Raw genomic sequence first — 2,856 nt, 5'->3', positions numbered from 1 at the left:
GTGAGGAAAGAGGACAACGTGAATGCCGTGGTCGATCTCGTAGCAGATCTGGGCGAAGGATTCGGCGCCTACACCCTGGGCGAGGACCAGGACCTCCTGGACATTGTTTCCAGCGCCAACATCGCCTGCGGTTTCCACGCCGGGGATCCGGACATCATGGACCGCACCGTCGCCGAATGCGTGCGCCGCGGCGTGGGCGTCGGAGCCCACCCCAGCTTCCCGGACCTGCGCGGCTTCGGCCGCCGCGCCATGGACCTCAGCGCGGAGGAAGTCCGCACCGACACCCTTTACCAACTTGGTGCCCTCTCGGCCTTCGCGGCCTACCACGGCACCCGCGTTTCGCACATCGCCCCGCACGGCCGCCTCGGCAACCTCGTCGCCACCCGCGCGGACTACGCCGACGCCGTTGCTGACGCCGCCTTCCGCGCCGACCCCTCCCTGATCGTCCTGGCCCAGGATGGCGAGCTGGCGCGTGCCGCCGCCCGGCGTGGCCTCGGCGTCGCGATCGTCGGCATCGCGGACCGCGCCTACCAGCCGGACGGCACTCTCGTTCCGCGCAGCGAACCCGGCGCGGTGCTGCACGACCCCGCCGTCATCGTCGAGCGGACTGTCCGCATGGTCTGCGAAGGCGTCATCGAAACGGTGGCCGGCACCGACGTCGCCATCCAGGCGGACACGGTCCTGCTGCATGGGGACAACCCCGGCGCCGTCGCGCTGGCCCGCCTGATCCGGCAGGAACTCACCGCTGCCGGTGTCCGCATCGCCCCGCTGGCCGAGGTCCTCGGCGCCAGGCAGGACGCGGCCTGACATGAGCGCCTTCACCGCTTCCGCCGTCGAGATCCACGAATCCGGCGATTCCGCCGTGCGCGTCGTGGCCGTCTCCGAAGACCCCGAACGTAACTGGGAGACCGTGCACCGGCTGGCCGGCTGGCTGGACACGTGCGACGCCGAGGGCCTCCACGGCGCCGTTCCCACCTATGACTCCGTGCTGGTGGAGTTCGACCCCGCCGCCGTGTCCGCAAAGCAGCTGAGCGCCTTCGTGCAGCTGGGCCTCCAACAGCTCGACACCGGATCCCCGGCCGGGCCCCGGCATTTCGAGGTGCCCGTGGTCTACGGAGGTGAGTTCGGACCCGACCTGGACGACGTTGCCGCCCAGCAAGGGATCACTGCCGACGAGGTCATCGCCCTGCACTCGGCCAAAAGCTACACCATCCGCTGCATGGGTGCCCCCGCCGGATCACCCATGATGGACGGACCGGACTTCCCGCAACCCGTACCCCGCCTGAAGGATCCGCGGCTGAGCGTCCCCGCCGGCTCGATCGCCGTTGCCGGGCGGCAGGCCGTGATCTCCCCTGCTGTTTCACCCGGCGGCTGGTGCGTGATCGGCCGCACCCCGCTCACGGTACTCGACCTGGGCCGGGACCCGCTGGTCCCCTACCGCCCCGGCGACACCCTGCGCTTCCGCCGGATCAGCCAGGAAGAATTCGACGGCTACGCCGGCAGGTATCTGGAGGCACAGCTGCCTGAACTCCAACAGCCTGAATCACAGCAGATGGAGGCGGCGCGGTGAACGGCCGGATCGTCGTCGAGCAGCCCGGAAACTCCGTGGTCACGGACCTGGGACGCCACCGGGGGCCGCGCTTCGGCCTGCCCGTCAACGGCGCCCTGGACCAGTTCTCAGCGCGGGCTGCGAACATCCTCGCCGGCAACCCGGACAATGCGCCCCTGATCGAGGTCACCGCCCTGGACTTCCGGATGCGCCCGGACCGCGACCTGCTGATCGCCGTCACCGGATCGCCGCTCACCCTCACGGTCGGGGGGCGCGAGCAATCCCAGTGGGAACCCGTCTCCGTCCGCGCCGGGGAAGCCGTCTCCATCCGCGGAATCCACGGCGGGCTGCGCGCCTACCTGGCCATCCACGGCTCGGTGGACGCCCCGCTGCTGATGGGCAGCTGTACCCCGGATACCGTGATCGGTTTCGGCCTGAAACTCGGTGAAGGCACCGTATTGGACATCCGCCGCAGCGTGGCTCCGCTCCGGCAGCCCTATTTGGACCTCCCGCTGTTCCGTCTCGGGCTGCAGCGTCCCGCCATGGGCCCGGAACTCCTGGTGGACGTGACCGACGGCCCGGACGTGGCGGAATTCGGCGAGTCCGCCGGACTCCTGTTCGAGGCCGGCTACACGGTGAGCGGACGCAGCAACCACATCGGGCTCCGGCTCGGCGGCCGCTTGCCGGAACGGCTCTCGACGGCGGAGGTCCTCTCGCGCGGCGTGCCCGTCGGCGCCGTCGAGGTCCCCAACAGGGAGGAACTGCTCGTGCTGCACCGGGGCCGCGGCGTCACCGCTGGCTACCCCGTGCTCGCCGTCGCTACCAGCATGGGACTCGATGCACTCGCCCAGGCCCGCCCGGGCGACGTGGTCCGCTTCCGGAAAACCACGGTGGCCGAGGCCACCCAGGCGTACCGGGCGGCCATGGCGCAACTTGATGCCCTCAGGAAAACCGTCACGACCGTCTTCACCCTCCTGGGCGTGGGAGGCGAACCCCAATGGCGGGAACTGCCACCCGGCATCGCCATCTGAAAACCTGCCGCCATCGGCCCTTCGCTACCGACATAGCGCCTTGCTACGCTCCAAACATCAAGGAAAAGCACATGACAACAAGCACCAACGCTGCTGAGACGCAGCACGAACGGCTTACGGGCCGGCAGACCCGCAAGGTGGTCACCGCCGGCTGTGTGGGCATCTTCGTGGAACTCTACGACAATGGCATTTTCGCCTTCATGGCGGGAACCCTTGCGCTTGTCTTCCTTGCCCCGGGCAACCCGGACAATGCCCTGCTGTTCGTCTTCGCGGGTT

The 2,856-nt window shown here is 69.3% G+C and carries 3 protein-coding genes and 1 pseudogene; all 4 read left to right on the top strand.

Annotated features, from left to right (window positions below; all coding sequences use genetic code 11):
- The first annotated feature begins 18 nt into the window (after positions 1-18).
- Entirely contained in the window at positions 19-807 is a 789-nt protein-coding gene (locus BIU82_RS11810; protein ID WP_070349659.1) for a 5-oxoprolinase subunit PxpA, read from the top strand.
- Position 808: 1 nt separating this feature from the next.
- On the top strand, positions 809-1,570 hold the full coding sequence (locus BIU82_RS11805) for an allophanate hydrolase subunit 1 (protein WP_070349669.1): 762 nt from the start codon (positions 809-811) through the stop codon (positions 1,568-1,570).
- Positions 1,567-2,580, top strand: coding sequence for a biotin-dependent carboxyltransferase family protein (locus tag BIU82_RS11800; RefSeq protein WP_070349668.1), 1,014 nt, complete (start codon positions 1,567-1,569; stop codon positions 2,578-2,580). Before BIU82_RS11805 ends, BIU82_RS11800 begins: the two co-directional genes overlap by 4 nt.
- 71 nt (positions 2,581-2,651) lie before the next feature.
- Positions 2,652-2,856 (top strand): annotated as a pseudogene (locus tag BIU82_RS11795) (MFS transporter); the annotation flags it as partial.

Origin of the sequence: Arthrobacter sp. SW1 (assembly GCF_001766675.1) — a bacterium.
GTDB lineage: Bacteria > Actinomycetota > Actinomycetes > Actinomycetales > Micrococcaceae > Arthrobacter.
Note: the sequence above shows the minus strand (reverse complement) of the source record. Positions and strands in the feature narration are given on the sequence as shown.